This is a genomic window from Ideonella sp. B508-1 (assembly GCF_000333615.1).
Taxonomy (GTDB): Bacteria; Pseudomonadota; Gammaproteobacteria; order Burkholderiales; family Burkholderiaceae_C; genus Ideonella.
The window spans coordinates 1-975 of the sequence record NZ_BADL01000232.1; the positions used below are offsets into that span (position 1 = coordinate 1).

General features: G+C 69.8%; 2 protein-coding genes. One reads left to right on the forward strand and one right to left on the reverse strand.

Annotated features, from left to right (window positions below; genetic code table 11):
• Window positions 1–844: ABC transporter ATP-binding protein (locus I73_RS09830; RefSeq protein ID WP_022980452.1), on the forward strand; the 844-nt coding region annotated here is incomplete at its 5' end.
• 26 nt (window positions 845–870) lie between these two features.
• Here I73_RS09830 and I73_RS34835 read toward each other — a convergent pair.
• A complete protein-coding gene (locus I73_RS34835; protein WP_374701952.1) occupies window positions 871–969 on the reverse strand; it encodes a hypothetical protein in 99 nt (32 codons plus the stop codon).
• Between the last annotated feature and the right edge of the window lie 6 nt (window positions 970–975).

Consider the following 975-nt stretch of genomic DNA (forward strand, 5'->3'; position numbering starts at 1 on the left):
TCGCACTGCGCAGGCGGTGATCGCCGCGGCCCGGGTCAACACCCTGCTGGAGGAGGCCCAGGCCGCGCGCCCGCAGGCCCAGGGCCGGGTGACGGCCGGTGAGGTGAACATCCGCCGGCTGAGCTTTGCCTACGGTCAGGGCACACCGGTGCTGCGCGAGGTGGATCTGCACATCGCGCCGGGAGAGTTCATCGGCATCGTCGGCCCCACCGGCAGCGGCAAGTCGACGCTGCTGTCGCTGCTGCTGCGCTTCTACCCGGTCAGCCAGGGGGCGCTGTGCATCGATGGTCAGCCCATCGCCTCGCTGGACGAAGAGGCCTTCCGCGACGCGGTGGGGCTGGTGCCGCAGGAACCCTTCCTGCTGGCCGCCACGGTGCGCGAGAACATCGCCATGGGCCGGCCCTTGAGCGACGCCCAGATCCAGTCCGCCGCCATAGCCGCCGGTGCCGCGGGCTTCATCGCCCGGCTGGAGCAGGGTTACGACACGGTGCTGGGTGAAGGCGGTGCCCGCCTGGCGGTGGGCGAAAAGCAGCTGCTGGCCATCGCCCGTGCGCTGGCGGTGCGACCGCGCATCCTGCTGCTGGACGAGGCCACCTCGCACATCGACAGCGAAACCGAACAGGTGGTGCAGCGGGCACTCGCCGCGCTGCATGGCCAGCTGACGATCATCTCGATCGCCCACCGGCTGTCGACCATCCGCGACGCCGACCGCATCGTGGTGCTGCAGCAGGGCCGGGTGGCGGAACTGGGCCCGCACGAGGCCTTGATGGCCCGGGACGGCGGCATCTACCGCCGTCTGGTCGAACTGCAGCAACTGGCGGCAGAAGACGAAGCCTCTGCCTGAGCCGGTCGGCGACCGGCCACGTCAACTCACTTGCGGGCGGCGGCCAGGCGGGCCTGCTCGGCCTGCTCATCCACATGCATGTGGTGGATGAAGTAGTAGACGTAGTAGCCCAGCATGCCCAGCATGAACAG